General features: G+C 47.7%; 13 protein-coding genes. 7 read left to right on the top strand and 6 right to left on the bottom strand.

All coding sequences use genetic code 11. The features are described from left to right. Positions 1 to 121: 121 nt before the first annotated feature. The gene (locus AK963_RS10930) at positions 122 to 394 is read right to left on the bottom strand and encodes a ComEA family DNA-binding protein (RefSeq protein WP_066015483.1); all 273 of its coding nucleotides are present in this window, start codon (positions 392 to 394) and stop codon (positions 122 to 124) included. Positions 395 to 619: 225 nt separating this feature from the next. Continuing rightward, positions 620 to 8320 (bottom strand): autotransporter outer membrane beta-barrel domain-containing protein, encoded by a 7701-nt coding sequence (locus AK963_RS10925; RefSeq protein ID WP_066015482.1) that lies wholly within the window; start codon positions 8318 to 8320, stop codon positions 620 to 622. A gap of 199 nt (positions 8321 to 8519) precedes the next feature. Here AK963_RS10925 and AK963_RS10920 point away from each other — a divergent pair, with 199 nt between their 5' ends. After that, positions 8520 to 9338: an alpha/beta fold hydrolase gene (locus tag AK963_RS10920; RefSeq protein ID WP_175404489.1), complete on the top strand. Its 819-nt coding sequence runs from the start codon at positions 8520 to 8522 to the stop codon at positions 9336 to 9338. Positions 9339 to 9345: 7 nt separating this feature from the next. On the opposite strand, the gene pabB is transcribed toward AK963_RS10920, so the two are convergent. Continuing rightward, positions 9346 to 10761, bottom strand: a complete 1416-nt coding sequence (gene pabB, locus AK963_RS10915; protein WP_066015480.1) for an aminodeoxychorismate synthase component I — start codon at positions 10759 to 10761, stop codon at positions 9346 to 9348. Positions 10762 to 10942: 181 nt separating this feature from the next. Here pabB and AK963_RS10910 point away from each other — a divergent pair, with 181 nt between their 5' ends. Next, positions 10943 to 12631: an amidohydrolase gene (locus AK963_RS10910; RefSeq protein WP_066015479.1), complete on the top strand. Its 1689-nt coding sequence runs from the start codon at positions 10943 to 10945 to the stop codon at positions 12629 to 12631. Here AK963_RS10910 and AK963_RS10905 read toward each other — a convergent pair whose 3' ends face one another. Beyond that, positions 12632 to 13534 (bottom strand): LysR family transcriptional regulator, encoded by a 903-nt coding sequence (locus AK963_RS10905; RefSeq protein ID WP_066015478.1) that lies wholly within the window; start codon positions 13532 to 13534, stop codon positions 12632 to 12634. A gap of 113 nt (positions 13535 to 13647) precedes the next feature. On the opposite strand from AK963_RS10905, the gene AK963_RS10900 reads away from it, so the two are divergent. The 5 genes from AK963_RS10900 to prpF all read left to right on the top strand — a co-directional run bounded on the left by AK963_RS10900 (position 13648) and on the right by prpF (position 20480). Further along, positions 13648 to 14331, top strand: coding sequence for a GntR family transcriptional regulator (locus AK963_RS10900; protein ID WP_238593698.1), 684 nt, complete (start codon positions 13648 to 13650; stop codon positions 14329 to 14331). Between the two features lie 49 nt (positions 14332 to 14380). Then, positions 14381 to 15220, top strand: a complete 840-nt coding sequence (locus AK963_RS10895) for an isocitrate lyase/PEP mutase family protein (protein WP_066015490.1) — start codon at positions 14381 to 14383, stop codon at positions 15218 to 15220. A 184-nt stretch (positions 15221 to 15404) separates the two neighbouring features. Then, positions 15405 to 16532 (top strand): bifunctional 2-methylcitrate synthase/citrate synthase, encoded by a 1128-nt coding sequence (gene prpC / locus AK963_RS10890; RefSeq protein ID WP_066015477.1) that lies wholly within the window; start codon positions 15405 to 15407, stop codon positions 16530 to 16532. Positions 16533 to 16635: 103 nt separating this feature from the next. Beyond that, a complete protein-coding gene (acnD, locus tag AK963_RS10885) occupies positions 16636 to 19230 on the top strand; it encodes a Fe/S-dependent 2-methylisocitrate dehydratase AcnD (RefSeq protein ID WP_066015476.1) in 2595 nt (864 codons plus the stop codon). A gap of 68 nt (positions 19231 to 19298) precedes the next feature. Continuing rightward, positions 19299 to 20480, top strand: coding sequence for a 2-methylaconitate cis-trans isomerase PrpF (gene prpF / locus AK963_RS10880; RefSeq protein ID WP_066015475.1), 1182 nt, complete (start codon positions 19299 to 19301; stop codon positions 20478 to 20480). Between the two features lie 46 nt (positions 20481 to 20526). Here prpF and AK963_RS10875 read toward each other — a convergent pair whose 3' ends face one another. After that, positions 20527 to 21585, bottom strand: a complete 1059-nt coding sequence (locus tag AK963_RS10875; RefSeq protein WP_139117353.1) for an ADP-ribose pyrophosphatase — start codon at positions 21583 to 21585, stop codon at positions 20527 to 20529. A gap of 70 nt (positions 21586 to 21655) precedes the next feature. Then, positions 21656 to 21931: a hypothetical protein gene (locus AK963_RS10870; RefSeq protein WP_066015473.1), complete on the bottom strand. Its 276-nt coding sequence runs from the start codon at positions 21929 to 21931 to the stop codon at positions 21656 to 21658. Positions 21932 to 22334: the final 403 nt, after the last annotated feature.

The following is a 22334-nucleotide window of genomic DNA, read 5'->3' as shown; positions in this document are numbered from 1 at the left end:
AGAATTCACTTTCTGGGACTAGAGAGGATGCCTGATTGGCTGGTGAATTGCACGATATTTCAGGTAACAAAAAGCACAGGTCAAGCCTGTGCAGAATTCAGATGTTGTATGTTTCTATTGATTACTCAAAGCTTATACGGCTTCGGTTATAGCGAGCCAGTCGTTTGCTGACCCCTTCAACCTTGGCAAGGTCGTGGATAGTGCTGAACTCTCCGTGTTGATTTCGATAGTCAACAATGCGCTGTGCTGTTTTTTCACTGACAAACACCAGGGTTTTATCAATGTCATTGGCACTGGCTTCATTGATATTCAGGCGATCAGACTCACCCGCATGGGCAGTAACGGCCAGAGTTGAGAAAAGAATGGCAGCACTGAGGCTTTTCAGGGAAGACATGAGCATACTCCTTACAGCATTTACTCGTTATTGATTTAATGACTCCTATTAATCGGTTTAGCTCATGGAGGAGGGGGGAGCAAACTCCTGCGGTGTCTTGGGTGCAAAAGAGCCCGAATAACAGATATTCAGTATTTGGCGTGTGACTGGTGATTGAAAGTGTCAACTTTCAGGCACAAAAAAACCGGCCATAGGGCCGGTTTATGGAAAGGTTAGTCGAAACGATCAGAAATCATAACGCAGCTTGGCCTGAACCGTATCGGCTTTAAAGCCACTCTGCCAGTTATGATCGTAGTTGAGGGACAGGGTAAAGTTATTGTCCATCCAGTACTCTACGCCAGCACTGGCCTGATAGCGGTTCTTCACCGCTTCAGGGCCAAAGTAGGTGAAGGTTCCACCGGAGTTTTCAAAGCCAATTTCGGCTTCCACCGCCTCGGCTTTGAAATCGTGCCAGGCCATCAGGCTGACCTCGGGCAGAAGCTGACCGGAACCCACATCGAAACTGGTCATATAGCGCACCCCAGCACCCAGCTCCAAGGCTTCGAGGCTGGTTTCGCCAACATTCGTGGCTTCATAACTGTAACTGTCACTTTTCAGTTTGGTGAAGTTCACGCCAATACTGGGCTCGATCAACGAGTCATTGCTGTTAAACAGGAAGCTTTTGCCGGCCAAGGCACTGATGGCTATTTGACTGGAATCAAACCGGGTATTCCATCCTGTACCGCTGAGGTCTGTTTTACTGGTGCCCAGATTGAAGTTTGCATCAACAAAGTAGTCCTGATTTCTCCAGCCAGCATAGAGTGAGCCCAGGTACGTATCGGTCTCACCATTATTGCCCCTGGTACCGCTGCTTGTCTGGTTTGTGGTGCTGGTGACCATGGTCATGCCCAGGCCAAGCGTGAGGTAATCGTTGATGTCCTTATCCGCTCCCAGGGTGAAGCCCTTACTGCGCAGGCTATAACCACCAAACTCATTACGGGCTTTCTGGTCACCATCGGAATAAATCGCCCGAATCCAGAGAGAGTCAGGACGCAGGTTGTTTCCAGCGCCCTCCCCATCACCTGCCGAGATACCTGAAACACCGGTTCTCAGGTCGGCAATCCGGCCGAGAATGGTATTGATGGCTTCATTCTGCGCATTCTGGCTGGCAGCAATGCTGTTACCTGGATTGCCGGCTATCAGTTGCTCGGCCAGTTCAGTCAGGCTTGCTTCTGTACCGTCATAGATGGCGTTATACAGATCGGGGCTACTGGTATAAAGATCCACTAATCCCTCAGAGTTCTCACCCTGGAAAGTGCTGATGGCATTCACCGCGTTGGTGCTGGCACCACCACTGCTGGCCAGGGTGCCAAGATCAGTTATGGTACCAATAACTCCAAACTCAGTATCCTCGCCACTGATGAAGGTCGAGTAGTTAAACAGAACGGAGTCAGATGCAACAGTGACATTGTCATGACCGGTAACACCAGAGTCCGCATGGATCAGGTGGACATTTTCACCGGTAGTACCTGGATTGAAGTTGGCAATGTTGCGGTCTTCAACACTCAGGCTAATAGTACTGCCTTCATTCAGGCTTGCACTGCCAGTTACCTTAAGCACAGGTTCGGCAAGATCTGTTGTGTTTTCATTCAATACGACACTTAATGTGCCATCCTGAGTGTAATCACCTTCTACAGAGACTATATTAGTCACTCCAAAGGCCAGGGTGCCAGGCTCCTGGACATTCAATGTACTGCTGTTATTGAAGTGGAAGATGTCATTATTCAGAGTGATGATGCCGGTAATATCAATGGATTCTACATCGTAGATATCACCGTTAAGCTCACCGGCTGCCAACACAATGCGATCATTGTGCTCACTGCCGTGAATATCGCCATTAATGATCCCGTTATTTCCATCTTCAGAGCCGTTATACAGATCAAGCCCGGTAATAGCCGTTCTAAAGTCTATTGCTACAGTGGTGCCATCGATAATGGCTCTCTCGGCCTCCATCTCGTCACCGGAAACCTGGCCACCATTGAGGGTACCGATATTGTAAATGGAGCCAAGGGATGAATCGGCCACACGGACAACAGCACCATTCTCAGAGGTAAGGGTGCCGCTATTTCTAATCTCTCCAATGCTCGATGCTTCATCGGAGTCTTCACCGCCAATATCAATAGTAACATCGCCAGAACTAATGTTGCCGGAGTTGACAATCATCGCCGTAACAGTGCTGTCATCAATATCAATGGCATTTTCAATTGCTGTGATGATGCCACTGTTGCCGATATCTCCCTCAACCAGGCTGTTATTGCTAATGCGAATAGCATCATCACCGGCAATGATCACACCGTTGCTGTAGTTAATGATATTTCCACTATTAAAGTCGCCATCATCTTCAATACGGTCCAGCGAACTGTTGGAAAGTTTGATGGCATCGGTACCAACTTCAATGCGTCCTTCATTAAGAATGTTGGTAGCCCCATTGGTGCTGTTCAGGGAAATACCATGCGTCGCTGCCAGAATACTGCCATCAACATCATTGGTGATATTACCCTGAAGTGCTGAGTCAGAAAGATAAATACCCGTTCCACTGCCTGAAGGTACTGTTGCCTCCGAAACCGGCATTGGGCCTTCTTCCTCTTCCTCCACATAGGTGCCAGCTGTAATGGTTCCATTGTTATAAATAGTGGAAGCTTCAAGATCGTAAAGGCTGATGCCATTGCCACCGGCAGCAATGGTTCCGGTATTTATGACGTTTTCGTCAAGCTCGCTATCGATTGCCGTAATACCATCGCCATCAATAACGGTAATACGACCTTCATTGATCAGGTTGTCGATGTTCCAAACACCACCCAGGAAAATGCCTGCCATGAATTCGGTATCAATAATGCCATCAGCACTGACACCGATATTTCCATTTACCGAAGACTCTATAACCACCATGGCAGGGCCTTCAGTAGTGATGATTCCCTCGTTGGTGAAAGCTGTTGCCCCATCAGAACCGAACATCAACATACCGGTTTCAGCCTCAATGGTGCCAGTGTTCGCCATGACACCATCCATGGTGATATCCATTGCCAGCATTCCATCACCAGAGGCGTCGTCAGTCGACGTGATTGTCCCATGGTTGATAAAGTGACCGACGCCAGTAACCGTATCCAGTCGGATACCAGACTCCGGATCATTACCTGTCATGGTGATTGCTGCATCAATGGTATTGATCACATCACCTGAAAGTTGACTATCAGTAATGGTGATTCCGTAGTCATTGGCGGTGATATTGCCACTATTGCTGACACCACCATTAACAGAAACCTGATGTAGATCCAAACCTGAGTGGTAGGCACTGATGTCACCAGAGTTAATAAAAGCACCGCCGATTTCGGTATTCTCTATCGTAATACCAGAGCGAGGGTCGTATTCTGGTTCAAAGAGAGCAGGGGTGGGGCTTGCCTGAGCGAGAATTTCTTCCGGCTCAAACGGGATGGTTAGAATTAAGTCACCTTGGAGCTGGCCAGCATTGACATAAAGCTCCTCACCGGCTTCAACGGATGCGCCACTGAAGATGATTTCACCGGCCTCATCAATCAGAGTTACCGGAAAACTTCCACCAAACTCTTCGTCAAAACGGACTTTGAACCATTCATCGCCGTTTTCATCAGTACCAGCAGCTTCCAGTACAAAGGGAGACTCTCCGTTATTAAGCTCGCCATCCCAACTGCGCCGGTAGCTGTCTCCTGCCTGATAAACGTAAAGCTCATCCGCAATCAAATCACCAGTATTGATAAAGTTACCGGCAATGTTGGAATCATTGATCTGGATAGCAGTGCCACGGGTAACCTCGATATTCCCGTGGTTTTCGAAGTTAGCTGCACCATCGGCCGTATCACCGTTTATGCCTATATCTGCCCGGTCAAGGAAAATGCCATTCTGGCCTGCAGTGATTTGGCCCTCGTTATAGAAAAAGCCGCCGATTTCGAGTCTGTGGGGCTCTTCATTCTCACTCAAAATCATGGGGATATTTTCTGCTGGTCGCGATGGTTTCAAGCCTTCAAGAACGATCCCGCTGGCTGCAACGTCAAGAACTCCTGAGTTGGCGAAGTTACCACCGATGCGGCTTTTCTGTATCAGAAAACCATGATGGATTGAGTTGATATTGCCACTGTTGATGAGATCCGTTCGAATATCGACATAATCCATGTCGAACCCGTTACCATCCTGGTCACTGTCTTCATCGTCAACTTCTTGGGTCAACAGATTGCCAGAGTTGATCAGGCTTCCCTGTATTGTCATATAAACTGGAGCATCGCCATCGTTATCGCCGTCCAGTTCAAAGGCATTGTCACTACTGGTTATGCTGCCATAGTTCTCTACATTTCCATCAATATTGGTTTGGTCAAGATCAATGCCGTCATGGTTACGGGCGATCAGAGTGCCATAGTTAATAAGGTTGCCCTGAACAGTGGTTCCATCATCCAGCAGGATAGCATCAGAATAGGCATCAATGGTTACGCTACCAATGGTGCTTTCGTCACCGTTGATGATATTCCCTTCAACCCGTGTTTCCTCCAGATAAATGCCTTCGGTACCATTGATGTCCATGTCACCCAGGTTGAGAATGCTGCCCTTGATATGGCTATCGATAACTGACAGTCCATGATTCTCATCATCTTCTTCAGTGACTGTGAGTTTTCCATAGTTGATGATATTGCCATCAATGATGGCATCATCTATTTCTATGGCTGACCGGTCCCCAGAAGTGATGTCACCGTCATTAGTAAAGTTGCCATCCAGCTGAACGCCTTCGAGATGAATACCATACTTGCGGCCAATAATGGTTCCGGAATTGGTAAAATCACCACCTATTACAATCAGGCTATCGCCATCCATGATGCCTTCATCATTAATATAAGAACTACTCTCGATTTCAATACCGCTTTCGTCAGCAGAAATATTACCATTATTGGTAAAGCTGCCACCGATGGTGACATTGCCATTCAATACCAGCCCATTACCAGCCAGAGAGCTAAGTTGGCCGTCATTGATAAAGTCATCGCTGATGCTGGTATCGGTCAAATAGACCGCTTCAGCAATGGCAGAAATGCTGCCCTTGTTATGGAATTTTCCGTCGATGCTGACCTGACTTTCCAATGCTGGCTCATCCTCAGCATAGAAATTACCTATCAGGGCGATTCCTCGTTGATCCGTCTCTATAATTTCGGGCTCAAACGATTGATTAATAACGTCAGTTGCAGCAATGACTTCTTCTAAATGGGTATCAATCAGTTCGTGGTTGTTCAGGCCGCCATTATACTCACCAGTATTAACCAGTATTTCCTGCCCTGGATACAAGTCGAACTCGCGGGATGCAAACCCACCATCAGTATCAATCAATTGAACCGATTTTTGCTCATAACTATTGTTACTGATTTTTAGCCAGACTTGATTACCATGGTCAAGACCCAGCGATGTCAACAGGATCTCACCATCCTCCCTTGGCTCTTCATCCATAACGTTATAATAATAAGCACCTTCCGGATAAAGGGCAGGGGTATCAGCATAGAGGTTGCCCTCATTTATAAAATCCTGTCCTATAGTCGCCGCTGACAGGGTAATGGCTGTGCCTGTGACCGCATGGATTTCGCCACGGTTTTCAAAGCTTCCGGCAACACTGATCCGATTCAGGTCAATGCCATTCTCACCGGCATGAATAGCCCCTGAATTATCAAAACCTCCACCAATGGCTGCGGTGTATTGAGGTGGTATGGGGTCTACCATCATTAGCATGGGTGAGCCAAGCTCTTCTGGTGGTTCTGGAGGCTGTAGATCCCCTTCAAAAGAAATACCCGTGCCACCCGCAGTGATATTGCCGTTATTGATGAAATCAAGGCCAACAAGGGTTTCATCAAAATCGACACCTTCGCTGGCCACGTTGATATTGGCTGAAGAAATCACAGCACCGGTGATGGTGGTGTCGTCAATGTCCAGGCCATCCTCTCCAGTAATGGTTACGATGGTCGGGTCAAGTGGGGGCAAAGGACCTCCGGTAATGACATTTCCGGCAATAAAACTGCGATTAATACTCAATGCATCATAATCCGCATTGGCAGTCAGGGAGCCATTGATGACAATATCAAAATCAACAGTGGAATCTTCAATATCAATGGCGTTATCAAATTCAGAGACGATGCTTCCTGAATTTATTACGCTGCCCTTAATATGAGCATCTTTCAAATAAATACCATTGTCTCCGGTGCGGATTGTTCCCGCTTCAGCATTGATGATGCTGCCATCCACTGTGGTGCCATCGACATAAATACCGTAGGTATCGGCAATGATCTCGCCGTGGTTCTCAATGCGTCCGGAAACAGCATTGTCAATCACCTGAATGCCATTCGCCTGTGTGCCCTCCGAAAATGCCTCACCATTGTGTTCAATGTTAGCCAGCACACGGATAATGCCAGTATTAGTGATGCCTTTCAGAGTGCTGCCAACAATACTGTTACCTTCAAGGGAGATGCCCGCTTTAACGGGGGCATTAATTGGGTCATTCCCACCAGCAGGGCCAGCTTCAATCAGTCCCTCATTTCTAAGTTCACCAGAAATGGAAGCATTCCCTTTCACCTGAATGCCAATGCGGCCGGCATTGATGGTGCCATCCTCTGCATTAGTCAGATTTTGAATTATCGCATTGTTCTGATATTCAAGAATGATGCCACGCTTGGCGGCATTAATAATGCCATTATTAATCAGGCTTCCCTGAATTCTGGCCGAGTCGTAGAGGCGAATACCATCTTTCGCGGTACCAGTGATAGTGCCATCATTGAGAAGGTCACCTTCAATAGTGGAGTTTTTAATCTCAATACCGGCAACACCAGTAATGGTGCCTGTGTTCGTATTGTGTACGTTGTTTTTGATGATTGTGTTGTTGACGATATCCAGTCCAGGTTGGAAGGCTGCACCGGATTCAATTGAGCCACTATTGATTACACTGCCATGAACTGTAGTGTTTTCGAGGTCAATACCACTATCACTTTGACCATAAATAATGCCAGCATTTTCTATGTTCTGTCCGATGATTGAGTTATTTATGAAAATGCCATTCGTGTCAGCCCGTATTTCTGCATCCTGGGCATTAATCAGTGAGCCATCAGTGGATGAACCATTGATAATGACACCATTGGAAATCAGGCCGGCGTTGGTAATATCCCCCGAGACATTTGATTGTCCCTGAATGGTCAGAGTTTTTTTCAGTCTGCCTGAGTTGGTCACATCATTATTGATGATGGAGCCATTTTTAAGGATAAGATGTCTTGCGACTCCATCATTATTAATGGCACCTGACACAGTCGATGCATCGATACTAATATTTTTTCTTACTTTGCGGTTATTCGTAATCCCGTCAACAGTAGAGCCTTCAGAAATGATGATGTTTTTGACATTGCCATTATTCAGTACTTGTCCCTTAACTTCAGCTCCTGATATTTTGATGGAATTATTTACTTTTCCGGTATTGATAATCGAACCATCAATTAAGGAAGAACCATCCGGACCATCAGCAATCCGAATATGAGCCATTTCTCCTATATTATGGATATTGGCAAAAATCCGGGCGCCATTACTGATGTTAAGATCCTGAGCAATATTATCATTGATGAACGAACCTTCCAGAGTGCCACCATTCATCCAGAAATCGCTCATGCCATCTTCATTAATGACATCTCCCTGTACATAACCTTCAATACCAATATCATTGATTGAGGTGTTCGCTGTGGTTATTCCTCCACTACAAAAATCGCCCTGGCTGACATGAATATTGCCACCTGGGTTGGGAGGAGGGCAGATTCCTGCTGACGCTGTAGAGGCAAAACTTTGAATGGAAATAAGAATGGCGGAGCTCAGAAGGCTTCGCTTGAATGCGTCCTTACGAATACTGTCCATAGTGTCCCGTTTAGGTTTTATTATTTGATTGTCGTCTGCATTGTGCAGGCGAAAAGATAAGAGGTATTAAATCCTGAAATTAGTAAACTATAACCGGGTCACATTTACAATAAAAAGTTATAACAAGTATTTACAATGTTGTAACTTTATGAGACCCCCTTTTTTATGGGATGGCTTTTGTATAGAGGGAAAAAGGATAGTGTTGAGATTCGTCTTATGGGGTGTACTGGCTTCAATTATTCTGTCGGGGTGTCAAAGCCAGCGGTCAATGCCTGAAGTCAGCTATATGGATTTCGACCAGGAATTGAAGCCTGCCATTTCCGGTGCTGGCTTTTTTCCCATTTATACCTGGGTTCCAGAAAATCCTTCAGGCAGTCAGCTTAGGATTTACATAGAAGGCGATGGCAGGGCATGGCTGCGGTCAGGGCGGGCCTCTTTTGACCCCACTCCGGTGAATCGTCTTGTTCACCATCTGATGATGAAAGACCCATTTTCGGATATTGCCTATCTGTCTCAGCCCTGCCAGTACGAAATGAATTCTACCTGTATTAAAAATGTCTGGACGTTTGAGCGCTACAGTCAAAAAGTGATTGAAACAATGAATCATGTCGTTTCTGAAATAAAAGAGAGCGGTGGTTATAAAACACTGGAGCTGGTGGGTTACTCCGGAGGTGGCGCCATTGCAATGCTGTTGGCAGCGAAAAGGGATGACGTGATCTCCATTCGCACAGTAGCTGGTAATCTGGCGCCTCATTATACGAATCAATTACACGCCGTTTCAGAGATGCCATTGGCTCTGAATCCTGCGGATTATCAAGAAAAACTCGTCGATATTCCTCAGGTTCATTTTGTGGGGGCTCATGACTCGGTTATACCTGAAGCAGTGAGTCGTCATTATGAAAATGCTATTGAGGACACATCCTGTGTCACGATAAAGTCCATTGAAGCGGATCATCAGCAGGGGTGGATAAACAGCTGGTCACAACTGTTAGCTGTTCAACCCAAATGTGATAAGTAATATGGGTTCAACTCCCCGAGGTGATAAATTCGGTTTCCAGCGCATTCATAATATTTCTCACTTTGGTAATGGATTCCTGATATTCATCGTCACAGTTCGAATCAGCAACAATGGCTCCCCCCCCCCAGCAATGCAATTCACCATCTTTTGCAAGAATAGTCCGAATGGTAATACTGGTATCCATATTGCCATCACAGCTGATATAGCCAATGGATCCACAGTAAACGGTGCGTGCCACAGGCTCCAGCTCCCTGATTATCTCCATGGATCGTATTTTTGGGGCTCCCGTAATTGATCCGCCAGGAAATGTACTTCTTAGCAGGTCAAATGCATCATGATCCTCCACCAGCTGGCCTTTGACGGTACTGACCAGATGGTGGACATTGGCATAACTTTCCAGTGCAAACAAACGGGGTACAGAAACCGTTCCGGTCTTACAGACTTTACCTAAATCATTCCTCAGCAGATCAACAATCATCAGATTTTCCGATTGATCCTTCTGGCTATGTTGCAACTCTTCAGCAATGGCAAGGTCTTCTTCAGGAGAGCGGCCTCGGGGACGGGTACCCTTGATCGGGTTCGTGGAAACATGACCGTTTTCCAGTCGGATGAACTGTTCTGGAGAGTGACTGAGAATGGTCAGATCAGGGCGTGAAATAAACGCTGAATAGGGTGCTTTGGTGACGGTTCTGAGCTTTTTAAATGCCTCCCACAAACAACCACTATAGGGAGCAGTAAAGCGCTGGGTAAGATTAACCTCATAGCAATCTCCTGCTGCAATATAGTCCTGAATTTTCTGAAATGCAGTCTGATATTCAGTTGGCGTCTGTGTCGGGATGAATCTGTTGAGCAGCTTGAATGATGAATGGTCTGACCGCTTAACCATCTGATCAATGGTGTTCAGAATTTCATTTTTCAGCGGCTCTGCAATATCAGGGTGAAATACCAGACACGTTCGTCGTTCCTTATGATCTGAGATGAGAGCCCACTGGTAGAGACCGACGGACATCAGTGGTGTTGAAATATCACGATGAGCTATTCGGCCCGGCTCGAGCTGTTCACAAAGTTCATATCCCCAGAAACCAGCCATGCCGCCTACAAAAGGCAATCCAGCATTGTCGACTTTGCTCATATCGCGAAGTCGTTTTGACAGTTGTGAAAAAGGCTCTGCGTCAGAAAACGTTTCTGATTTTTGTTGAATAAGATCTTCAATAATCAACTCACCTTCTGAGGTGAAGGTAAAGTGCATTTCTGGGGCGGCAGTCATGATGTCATAACGGCTGAAGTGATCTTTATAGACTGCCTGGTTACCATCAAATGCTGAGCTATCCAGAAAACATGGATAAGGGAGATTGATAAAATGTTCAAAGTAGAGACTGGTGTCGTCTTTATATTCCAGTTCCAGAATCGTCAGAGTCTTCATACAGGTGTCCGAACAAAACAGCCGGCATTTTAACTGGAGCCGGAATGTAATGTCATTTCTTGTGGTGCTTTCTTCCCGACTATGACTCCACCATCAAAAAATGACATAGTGACTATTTTTATTGATCAGCCATGAGCATATAGAGTTTCTGCCATTCTTCCACTGAAATATCAGGATAATTATGAAAGTTATTGTTTTCCTATTAGTTATTTTTCTAATGACAGGTGTCAGGGTGGTATATTCAAACAGTTCTAATGCAGCTGATTTAATTTTTACCCACGGTAATATCATCACCATGGATGATGCTTTGCCTCGTGCAGAAGCCGTTGCAGTAAAAGGTGGAAAAGTTGTTTATGTAGGTACCAGCCAAAAGGTAATGGAGTTGGCCGGAGAGTACAGTGAAGTCATCGATCTGCAAGGCCTGACCATGATTCCCGGAATTCATGATGCACATATTCATGCATTAGAAGCGGGCAGTGAAGTGGGAGGGAATTGCTGGCTGGAAGCAAAGAGCCTGAAAGGCTTGAAGCCAGAGCTGTTATCTTGCCTGAGAAAACAGAAAGGTACCGACTGGCTCTTGGCGTATGGACATCAGTTGGAAACGTTACTGGAAGGAACTGAAGATCCAAGAGGTCTTCTCGATAGCTGGGTCAGTGATCGCCCGGTCGCCGTCATGGAAAGTACGTCACACTCGATATGGGTTAACTCCAGAGCACTGGCTGCAGCAGGCATTAAAAAAAACACAAAAGACCCTGATGGTGGCATCATCATGCGCTATTCGGACGGGGTGAATGCTGGTGAACCCAATGGAATCTTGTTAGAAACAGCAGGTGAAATGGTTTTTGACCTTGCCCTGCAACCCAACTCAACGGCTGCAGCTATTAACTATGAAGGGTTGCAATGGGTGATGGATGAGTTGCCGCAATATGGTATAACCTCCATTGCGGATGCCCGGGTTTATTGGAAGCGTGGCTGGCTGGAAGTCTGGAAAAAGGCTGAAAAGAATGATGACCTTACGGTACGGGTCAACCTGGGTCTTTGGGCGTATCCGAACGAAGAGGATGAAAGGCAGATTGAGTTCCTGAAAAAACAGTACCGTTTTGACCCTGAACGACTCATGCAAATCAACCAGATCAAGATTTACAGTGATGGTATTATTCATAATACCACTGCAGCACTGAAAGAACCCTATAGGTTGAGTCTTTATGGTGTGCCACCGACCGGACTTAATTACTTTGATGAGCAACGCCTGAGCAAATACATCGCCCGTCTGCAGCCTTCGGGTTATGACTTTCACATACATACGATTGGTGATCGTGGTGTTCATGAAGCGTTAAATGCTATTGAAAAGAATTACCCGGAAAACCCAGGTCACCGTCATCGACTCACCCATGTTGAGATGATTGACAATGAAGACATGCCCAGATTTGCCAAACTAAATGCTATTGCTGATATGCAGGTTGCCGGTGACTATACCCTGCCTGAAAATTACCACTGGCAGGAACTTTACCTGGGTGAGCGGGCGTTTCACGCTTACCGGTTGAAAGATCTGAATGATTCCGGAGCCCACTATATTTTAAGCAGTGACTGGACCGTTAATGATCTGAACCCGTTTGTGGGAATACATAATGCAGTCAATCGAGGTCACCAGAGTATTTCCGTTCAACAGGCGCTCAAAGCTTATACATTGGGTGCTGCTTACGTGATGCGTAGCGAAACCAGGGCAGGAAGTATCAAGACTGGTAAGGAGGCCGATCTTGTTGTGATTGATCAGGATATTCTATCCATTCCCCCAAAAGCCATCAAAGACACAAAGGTTTTGCTCACTCTATTGTCAGGTGAAATCACCTATCAGTCCAAAGCGTTTTGATCAATGGCTATAAGCATGATCATTTTGAATATTGAGCAGTAGTGCTTTCAGACTTGGACAGGCATCACTACCTGTCCGCCAAATCAACTCCACTCTGCGCTTCATGGCAACTTGTTCGAAAGCGACAGTCAGTTCAACGAGCTGACCATTCTCCAATTCCTGTTTCACAATCTGTTTTGGTAATAAAGCATAGCCACAGTTTCGGCGAAGCATCGACTTCAATAATTCGAGATCTGTTATTTGAGCAAAGTGGCTGCTGAGAGCTTGTGCATCGGAGATGGTCAGCGATTTTGAACTGACAGTGCTGCCTGCGATGGACCAGACCAGCTCTCTTTGTCTGGCAAGTTGATCCATTGAAATTTGGCTGCCTATCTGGCTGATGAAATCTGGGCCTGCAACATAGATATCATCATAGAATCCGATTCGTTGATAGCTCAGTGTCGGGTGGTGGTCTTCAACTTCACTGACCAGGGCAATATCGAGTTCTCCTTTCTTAATCCCCTGAATAATCTCACACCTTGAGAAGCTGTGAATCTCAACAGTGATCTCCGGGTGCATTAAAAGAAACTCTGATACAGGTGCGCTGACAGGTAATGCTGGTATCCACTCGTCAATAGCAAGCGTCAGATGATGTCGAACCTGACAGGAAAGACCGTTCGTGATCTCGACTAACTCGTTCTGGGCGCAGAGCAGCTTGCGTACATAAGGTAGGACTGTATAGGCCTTTTCAGTGGGTTCTGAACGGTTTCCAGTCCGCTTGAACAACTCAATATTTAGGTCGGTTTCAAGATCACTCAGCCACTGACTGATTTGAGGCTGCCCCTTTCTCAGCGATCTGGCAGCAGCTGAAATTGAACCTTCCTCGAGTACTGCAGCAAAAGCTTCAAGATGTTTTAATTCCATTCAAAAGAAGACCAAATTAGAGAGTTATAGAAATATTGTTTACAATATAGGTAGAAATGCCGATAAATATTCGGTATAAATGCCTAGAATTAAAATATTGTCAACAATGTCCGATGATGCCTAAGACCTCAACAGAGCAAACAATACGCCTTACTCAAGCCAGCGAAGTCACTGAGATTCTGGTTCAGGATATTATCAGTGGCCAGTTGCCAGAAGGAAGTCGGATTTCTGAGCCTGAGCTATCACGGCGTTATGGTATCGGCCGTGGGCCACTTCGTGAAGCTATTCTCAGGCTGGAAGGCATGGGGCTGGTGGTTCGTGCGCCTCATGTGGGTGCCCGTGTCGTGACACTGACTCGACAGGAATTATCTGAAATTTTCTCCATCCGTGAAGCCCTGGAAGGTATTGCAGCGCGTGAAGCGGCAATAAATATGACCAATGAAGCACTTGTTGACCTGGGTCAACTCATTGAAAGTCATGCCCGATATGTTGAGGCTCATAATGGTGAAGCCTACATGGATCAGGAAGGCGATTATGACTTTCACTATCAGATTATTAAGGCTTCCGGAAATAAACGACTGATCAGGGCACTCTGTGATGAGCTCTATCATCTGGTGCGTATTTATCGACACTCTTCAAAATCATCAGCACGGCCTGAACAGGCACTGATTGAGCACCAGATGATCTATAAAGCCCTCAAGGATCGAGATGGTGAGTTGGCAGAAATTCTTATGCGCCGACATATCGCCCGGGCTCGCCGGGAAATTGAGGCAGCAATTGAGCAGCAGCATGGATAATGCCGTTGTTAAACTCTTAAAACAAGAAGTAAGAACCAGAGGTAACACCATGAATCAAAAGAATAATGCATTGGATCGACTGATTGCTGAGCAGGGCATTGTCACTGCTCCCGGTGTTTACGATGGTATTTCAGCGCGTCTCGGTGAGGAAGCCGGCTTTTCAGCTTTATACGCCAGTGGTGGCGCAATTGCCCGTAGCACAGGCGTACCTGATATTGGTCTGTTGACACTGACCGAAGTGGTTGACCGGGTTCGTCAGATCGTTGAAGCCACCTCCCTGCCTGTGATCGCCGATGCAGACACTGGTTTTGGCAATGAGGTGAATGTTAAGCGTACCGTTGAGCTGTTTGCCAATGCCGGTGTCAGCGCTTTTCATTTGGAAGATCAGGAGTTTCCAAAACGCTGTGGACACCTGGATGGAAAGTCTCTGGTGTCTCTTGAAGAGATGTGCAAGAAAGTCTCGGTTGCTAAAAAATATGCCGGGGATGTCACTGTCATCGCCCGTACGGATGCGATTGCTGTTACCGGCTTTGAAGATGCAATAGATCGTGCCAGGGCTTATGTCGAAGCAGGTGCGGACATGTTGTTTGTTGAAGCCCCACAGACGATTGAACAGATTGAAGAAATTGCCAAACAGGCTCCGGGTCCCAAGCTGATTAACATGTTCTACAGCGGTAAAACACCTCTAGTACCTACTGAAGACCTGAAAGCCATGGGCTATCAGTTGATCATTATCCCCTCTGACTTGCAGCGAGCTGCAGTGACTGCAATGCGTGAAGTACTGAATGTGATCAAGCGTGACGGTAACAGTGGTGCTATTGCCGATGGCATGATGACCTTCCAGGAGCGTGAACAACTGGTTAAAACCAAAGAGTTCCTGAATCCATAAATTGTCGCCTGCTGCTGGTACTTAATTAACCAGTGCCCAGCAGCTTTATAGTCAATTTGAGGGAAGTCTTTTTTTCAGGGAATTACAATAATTCCCGGGTACCGCTGATGAGGTGGGTAGTGTTTCTATCCTTCTGGTGCCCGATACTCAGCAAGTGAACGAAATAAAAAAACGGAGAAGTTCCATGGCAGAGAAGAAATTGAGTGGTGCTGGTCTGCGTGGTCAGTCAGCCGGTGAAACCGCACTGTGTACCGTTGGCAAAACCGGTTCAGGTCTGACTTACCGTGGCTACGACATCAAAGAACTGGCTGATAAGGCCCAGTTTGAAGAAGTCGCGTATCTTCTGCTTTATGGCAAACTGCCGAACCAGACTGAACTGGACGCCTACAAAACCAAACTCAAAGGCCTTCGCTCTCTGCCGGCTGCGCTGAAAACGGTTCTGGAGCAGATTCCTGCTGATGCGCACCCAATGGATGTGATGCGTACCGGTTGCTCAATGCTGGGTAATCTGGAAACTGAACAGGATTTCTCAGAACAGAACGATCACATTGACCGCATGCTGGCTATTTTCCCAGGCATGATTAACTACTGGTACAACTTCAGCCACAACAGTGTTCGGGTTGATGTTGATACCGATGCTGACTCCATCGCTGAGCAGTTTCTCTGGACCCTGCACAATAAAAAACCTGAGCCTCTGCACGTTCAGGTGATGCATGCCTCTCTGGTCCTTTATGCCGAGCATGAGTTCAATGCTTCAACATTTACCGGCCGGGTGTGTGCTTCAACCCTCTCTGATATTCACAGCTGCGTAACCGGTGCAATCGGTTCACTGCGTGGTCCTCTCCACGGTGGTGCCAATGAAGCTGCGATGGAGATGATCGAGAACTGGCGCTCTCCTGATGAGGCCGAAGAGAAGATCATGGGTATGCTGGCCCGCAAAGATAAGATTATGGGCTTTGGTCATGCCATCTATCGCGAGTCTGATCCGCGTAATGCCATTATCAAAGAGTGGTCTCAGAAGCTGTCGGAGCAGGTGGGTGATGAGTGTCTGTATGCGGTTTCCGAGCGCGTTGAAGCGGTCATGTGGCGCGAGAAGAAGCTGTTCTGTAACGCGGACTTCTTTCATGCCTCAGCCTATAACTTTATGGGGATTCCTACCAAGCTGTTTACCCCAATCTTTGTCTGCTCACGGGTAGCAGGCTGGACCGCTCACGTTATGGAGCAGCGCGCTAACAACCGTATTATCCGTCCATCTGCTGACTATACCGGCCCGGAAACAGCCGACTGGGTCGCTATTGAAGATCGCGATTAATCACAAAGATTACAAGGCGCACAAAGAAGAAAGTTATCTGTGTGCTCCTTGTATTCTTCGTGGTTCAAAACAATAAATTTCTTGCCCGGTGGACGTTCGACGTATGAACACTGATTTTCGTAAAGCCTTACCCGGCACCCAGCTGGATTATTATGACACCCGTGAAGCCGTGGAAGCGATTCAGCCGGGCGCTTATAAAACCTTACCCTATACCTCCCGAGTACTGGCTGAACAGCTGGTTCGTCGCTGTGATCCGGCAACTCTGACCGATTCCCTGAAGCAGATTATTGAGCGCAAACGTGATTTGGATTTCCCCTGGTATCCTGCCCGTGTTGTCTGCCATGATATTCTTGGCCAGACTGCTCTGGTTGATCTTGCCGGATTGAGAGACGCCATTGCCGAGCAGGGAGGTGACCCTTCCAAGGTTAATCCGGTTGTGCCCACCCAGCTGATTGTTGACCACTCTCTGGCGGTTGAGCACGGCGGTTTTGATCCGGATGCGTTTGAAAAAAACCGGGCCATTGAAGATCGTCGGAATGAAGACCGTTTCCACTTTATCGAGTGGACCAAAACCGCCTTTGAAAACGTTGATGTGATTCCTGCTGGGAATGGCATCATGCATCAGATCAATCTGGAAAAAATGTCTCCGGTTATTCAGGCTCGTGACGGTGTCGCCTATCCGGACACCTGTGTCGGTACCGACAGTCATACGCCGCACGTCGATGCCCTTGGTGTTATAGCCATTGGTGTTGGTGGTCTGGAAGCGGAAACTGTCATGCTGGGCCGTCCTTCCATGATGCGCCTTCCTGATATCGTGGGTGTTGAGCTGGTTGGGCAGCGTCAGCCGGGGATTACGGCGACCGATATTGTGCTGGCCCTTACCGAATTCCTGAGAAAAGAGCGTGTGGTTTCATCCTACCTCGAGTTCTTTGGAGAAGGGGCAGCCAATCTCACCATTGGTGACCGTGCAACCATTTCCAATATGACGCCGGAGTTTGGCGCATCAGCCGGGATGTTCTACATCGATGAACAGACCATTGACTATCTCAAGCTGACTGGCCGTGAGCCTGAGCAGGTAACCTTGGTAGAAAATTATGCCAAAACTACCGGTCTCTGGGCAGATGATCTGAAAACCGCTGAATATGAGCGGGTGCTGAGATTTGATCTCTCTACGGTTTGCCGGAATATGGCAGGGCCATCCAACCCGCATCGCCGTTTGCCGACATCCGAGCTGGAAAGTCGTGGTGTGGCCGGACAGTGGGAAGAGCAGGAGGGCTTGATGCCCGATGGTGCAATCATTATTGCTGCTATCACCAGCTGCACCAATACCAGTAACCCCCGTAACGTCGTTGCTGCCGGGCTGGTGGCCCGGAAAGCTAATGAACTTGGGCTTGAACGGAAACCCTGGGTGAAGTCTTCGTTTGCACCAGGCTCTAAAGTCGCCAAACTCTATCTTGAGGAAGCTGGTCTTCTTTCTGAGATGGAAGAACTGGGCTTTGGTATTGTCGCCTACGCCTGCACTACCTGTAACGGTATGAGCGGGGCGCTTGACCCTGAGATTCAGCAGGAAGTCATTGATCGGGACCTCTACGCAACGGCCGTTCTCTCTGGAAACCGTAACTTTGATGGTCGGATTCATCCTTACGCGAAGCAGGCTTTCCTTGCGTCTCCACCATTGGTGGTGGCTTATGCGATTGCCGGTACCGTGCGCTTTGATATTGAAAAAGATGCACTGGGTACGGATAAGGACGGTAACCCTATCACCTTGAAAGACATCTGGCCCAGCGATGAAGAGATTGATGCGATTGTTGCTGAATCCGTGAAGCCAGAGCAGTTTAACCAGGTTTACATTCCCATGTTTGATCTGGGCAAGGCGGAGCAGGCCGAAAGTCCTCTATACGACTGGCGTTCCATGAGTACCTACATTCGCCGTCCTCCTTATTGGGAAGGTGCTCTGGCGGGTGAGCGAACACTGAAAGGCATGCGCCCTCTGGCGGTTCTGGGTGATAATATCACCACGGACCACCTGTCACCTTCCAATGCGATTCTGGCCAGCAGTGCCGCCGGTGAATATCTGGCAAAAATGGGACTTCCGGAAGAAGACTTTAACTCCTATGCCACTCACCGTGGTGACCATCTGACGGCACAGCGAGCTACCTTCGCCAACCCGAAGCTGCTGAATGAGATGTGTCTGGATGCTGAAGGTGAGGTCAAGCAGGGTTCTCTGGCCAGAATTGAGCCTGAAGGCAAAGAAACTCGCATGTGGGAAGCGATTGAGACCTACATGGATCGCCGCCAGCCACTGATTATTGTTGCCGGAGCGGACTATGGTCAGGGTTCATCCCGTGACTGGGCAGCCAAAGGTGTTCGGCTTGCCGGGGTTGAGGCGATCGTGGCAGAAGGGTTTGAGCGTATCCATCGTACCAACCTGGTTGGCATGGGTGTACTGCCACTGGAATTCAAGGCTGGCACAACCCGCAAGACATTGGGGCTGGATGGTACTGAAACCTACGATGTCATCGGTGAGCGGACTCCGGGAGCGACACTGGCTCTGTTGGTCCACCGTGCAAACGGAGAAACCGTTGAGGTACCGGTAACCTGCCGTCTGGATACCGCTGAAGAAGTATCAGTATACGATGCCGGCGGTGTTCTGCAGCGTTTTGCCAAGGATTTCCTTGAATCCGAAGCCGCTTCCTGATCATCCTCACGCTGGCCTTTTATCAGAAGGCCAGCACAACATTCTTATGACAGAAGGAGCTGTTCTATATGGCTCATCCTCCACAGATTAAGGTTCCTGCCACCTATATGCGGGGCGGAACCAGTAAAGGCGTGTTTTTTAATCTCACCGATCTTCCAGAAGCTGCCCAGGCTCCAGGCAAGGCTCGTGATGCCTTGCTGCTCAGGGTGATTGGCAGTCCAGACCCATACGGTAAGCAGATTGATGGTATGGGGGGGGCAACGTCCAGTACCAGCAAAACGGTGATTCTCTCGAAAAGCACCCAGACTGACCATGATGTCGACTACCTCTTTGGTCAGGTATCCATTGATAAACCGTTCGTGGACTGGAGTGGTAACTGCGGAAACCTGACCGCAGCCGTCGGCGCTTTTGCTATCAGCAGTGGACTGGTTGATGCCAATCGGATACCCGACAATGGCATTGCTACGGTAAGGATCTGGCAGGCCAATATCAAAAAAACTATTATTGCCAATGTGCCAATGACTGATGGTGAAGTGCAGGAAACTGGTGACTTTGTCCTGGATGGTGTGACTTTCCCGGCCGCTGAAGTTCAGGTTGAGTTTCTCGATCCTGCGGATGGCGAAGGCGCAATGTTTCCAACAGGCAGCCTGGTGGATGATCTTGAGGTTCCAGGCGTTGGGACATTAAAGGCCACCATGATCAATGCCGGTATTCCCACCATATTTATCAATGCTGAAGACATTGGTTACCAGGGAACGGAGCTGCAGGAAGTGATCAACGGTGATGAGAAAGCGCTGGCCATGTTTGAAGATATCCGGGCCCATGGCGCACTGCGGATGGGGTTGATCAGCAGCCTCGAAGAAGCCGCGACCCGACAGCATACGCCGAAAGTCGCTTTTGTTGCTGAACCGAAAAGTTATCCCTCTTCCAGCGGCAAAGAAGTCTCTGAAGACGATATCGATCTGCTGGTCAGAGCACTCTCCATGGGAAAACTTCATCATGCCATGATGGGAACCGCTGCAGTGGCCATTGGCACGGCGGCTGCAATTCCGGGAACTCTGGTTAACCTGGTTGCCGGTGGTGGTGAACGCAACTCGGTTCGCTTTGGTCACCCCTCGGGGACATTGAAAGTCGGGGCAGAAGCCGTGCTTAAAGATGGTCAATGGTCAGTGACCAAAGCCATCATGAGTCGAAGTGCCCGGATACTGATGCAGGGGAAGGTCTTTATTCCTGCCCTGGAAGAATGGTAACTGTCAGCCTCAGTGAGAGTGTGGGTTAACCCACACTCGCTGATCTCTAGTGTTTTTTTAGTGCTTCCTGAATCATTGGGGCGGTTCTGATAATCTGCGAATGGCTGGCAAAAAGGCCGTTCAGGTTTTCCTCTGTGACGGCTGTCCATTTTGCATCTCCAGCATCATCACCTGCCTGAATCTTCATTTGATCAGCCACATCAGGGGTTAGATGTACAGCCCAGGACTCTGTTTCCATCCAGGCATTGTCAGTATTTCTGGGATCATTGACCACACCTTTGTAGGTATTTTGAGCTTTTTGGAAACATTCAAATTGTTTGAGCTCCTGCATCTTGCTTTCGATGGCTTCTTTACTCAGGTTTTTCTTACCGGAATCATCTCCCGTATCAAGCGCTTCTTCCGCAAGCTCCTTCAGTGCAACATTGAGAATGTCTTTCTCACCTTCTACCATGCCTCCGGGTAGTGCCCATTGTTGGTCTCTTTTGCGAAATATCAACAGAACTTCCAGCTCTCCCTGGTCATTGGTCCGGGTGATAATATTGTCTGCAGCGTGATTGGGGCCCCACAGGCCCAGTTCACCACGGCCTTCTACGCCGGTTGCTCCTGTCGGGTTAAGTGGACGCCCTCGATCGTCTAAGGAAATTGTCCCTGCATGACTGAAGCGGGCATAGGTTTTATTCCAGCCTTTGATTGATGCAACGTCTGATGTGTCGGCATAGCGGCCGCCAACCCCCTTACGGTCACTCTTCTGCTCATTTTTGATGATTTTTTCTGCCGTGTAATCCCTTGGCTGGTAGTTCCCATCAGTAGTTACAGATTGGCGATTATAAGACTCGGTAGGTTTGGTGACCGGAATAGCCTCCTGACGGGTGGCTCCTTTATGGCACCAGATCGCCATTTTTGCCTGATCAAGTTTTTTGGCAATATGCTGCTCCATTTCCTCCCGCTGAGGAGCATCTATTGAAATGTTGACGGTTTTAGCGGGCTGACCTGCTTCAGAGAGAGTCAATGGTTTTGGCTTTTCGATAACCAAGTCATTCAACAGCCCTTCAAGACTGACCTTTAACGCCTGATCATGCCCCGAGTTGCCCAGCTTCGTTACCATCGACCTTAGTTCTTTAACAGATGATATCAGTGCCTGATCTTTTGACTGTCTGAACCCTGATATACTCAGCTTATTCAATGGCTTTCTCAAGGCGTTCCATCACTTTGTTTTTTCCGGCGCTCTTAGCCTGCTCCGAGGCAGGTGCCGAATCCATTTTGGATATTTTCCATTTATTGAGTGGCCTGCGGGCTTGTGGACTCTTGAGATCTCCCAATTGAGGGTTTGTATTCTTATTTCCTATCTCTCTTTTTCCATCGGAGCCACTGGTCACTTCCTGAGTAACTGGCTGTGTTATTGGGCTGTTGGCCATGCTGGGTTGTGATGAAGGAGGTATGGGGCTGCTCATGGTAACATTCCTTGTTCTTAATCCTGTTAATAGCATAGTCCACAGCTGAACAGGTTAGCGGTACCAGCTTTTTATATGTATAAACTGCCTATTTTAGACTCATTGTCAAATCCCGCTTGATCCCGGTGTGACAATTTTTTCATCGGAAAATTTAATTATTCGATATTTCTGGTCTGCTCAACTCTACCCTGTACAGCTGATAATACCTTATTGATGAGTAAATATAGAGGTAATACCAATCGCATTTTCTAAATCCTTAAGCTGCCGCCAACTATACTTAGGCATCATTACCATGCATTATCTAGAACAGATGTCTCGTCGACCACAGCTACCCGAAGGTTTTAATGATGTTGATTTTCAGCATGCTGCCCGTCATGCAGATGATAATCGTGAATGTATCCGG

This window comes from Endozoicomonas atrinae, assembly GCF_001647025.1.
Classification (GTDB): Bacteria; Pseudomonadota; Gammaproteobacteria; order Pseudomonadales; family Endozoicomonadaceae; genus Endozoicomonas; species Endozoicomonas atrinae.
This window is presented reverse-complemented; position numbering and strand designations above follow the sequence as displayed.

Excerpts from the sequence above, each read along its gene's own strand:
- AK963_RS10895 (WP_066015490.1), top strand. The coding sequence starts at position 14,381 with ATGAATCAAAAGAATAATGCATTGGATCGACTGATTGCTGAGCAGGGC.
- acnD (WP_066015476.1), top strand. The coding sequence starts at position 16,636 with ATGAACACTGATTTTCGTAAAGCCTTACCCGGCACCCAGCTGGATTAT.
- prpF (WP_066015475.1), top strand. The coding sequence starts at position 19,299 with ATGGCTCATCCTCCACAGATTAAGGTTCCTGCCACCTATATGCGGGGC.
- AK963_RS10925 (WP_066015482.1), bottom strand. The coding sequence starts at position 8,320 with ATGGACAGTATTCGTAAGGACGCATTCAAGCGAAGCCTTCTGAGCTCC.
- AK963_RS10875 (WP_139117353.1), bottom strand. The coding sequence starts at position 21,585 with ATGGTAACGAAGCTGGGCAACTCGGGGCATGATCAGGCGTTAAAGGTC.
- AK963_RS10905 (WP_066015478.1), bottom strand. The coding sequence starts at position 13,534 with ATGGAATTAAAACATCTTGAAGCTTTTGCTGCAGTACTCGAGGAAGGT.
- prpC (WP_066015477.1), top strand. The coding sequence starts at position 15,405 with ATGGCAGAGAAGAAATTGAGTGGTGCTGGTCTGCGTGGTCAGTCAGCC.
- AK963_RS10910 (WP_066015479.1), top strand. The coding sequence starts at position 10,943 with ATGAAAGTTATTGTTTTCCTATTAGTTATTTTTCTAATGACAGGTGTC.
- AK963_RS10930 (WP_066015483.1), bottom strand. The coding sequence starts at position 394 with ATGTCTTCCCTGAAAAGCCTCAGTGCTGCCATTCTTTTCTCAACTCTG.
- AK963_RS10870 (WP_066015473.1), bottom strand. The coding sequence starts at position 21,931 with ATGAGCAGCCCCATACCTCCTTCATCACAACCCAGCATGGCCAACAGC.
- AK963_RS10900 (WP_238593698.1), top strand. The coding sequence starts at position 13,648 with ATGATGCCTAAGACCTCAACAGAGCAAACAATACGCCTTACTCAAGCC.
- pabB (WP_066015480.1), bottom strand. The coding sequence starts at position 10,761 with ATGAAGACTCTGACGATTCTGGAACTGGAATATAAAGACGACACCAGT.